The following is a 365-nucleotide window of genomic DNA, read 5'->3' as shown; positions in this document are numbered from 1 at the left end:
ACGGAAGGACGCAAACACGGCACGGTGACCGAGTTCAAGGCCGATCTGCTCGCCCATGGCGGCGATCCGAACGAGATCAAACACGTCTGCATGGATATGAGCGCGGCCTACACGAAGGGCGTGACCAGGGAACTGCCGCAAGCCCAGATCAGTTTCGACCGCTTCCATGTGATCGCGCTGGCCAACGAGGCAATGGACAGCGTCAGACGCCAGGAGATGCGCGAACAACCTCGTGTCGTGTGAGTGTGATCACGCGAGTTGATGGCCCGGTTTTCACGTAAAACGATGGTCCTACCCCGAGCGATTTTAGCGTCTTGACAGCGCCGGCCACGGCGCTGTTTTTGATCGTGCGGTTAGAACGGTTC

General features: G+C 58.9%; 1 pseudogene. It reads left to right on the top strand.

Features of this window, described 5'->3' with window-relative positions:
* A pseudogene (locus F1735_RS34390) lies at positions 1-240 on the top strand (transposase); the annotation flags it as partial.
* Positions 241-365: the final 125 nt, after the last annotated feature.

The sequence above is a fragment of the Massilia genomosp. 1 genome (genome assembly GCF_011682185.1).
Lineage (GTDB): Bacteria > Pseudomonadota > Gammaproteobacteria > Burkholderiales > Burkholderiaceae_D > Telluria_A > Telluria_A rubra.
The sequence above is the reverse complement of the archived record's forward strand: the minus strand, read 5'-3'. Positions and strand labels throughout refer to the sequence as shown.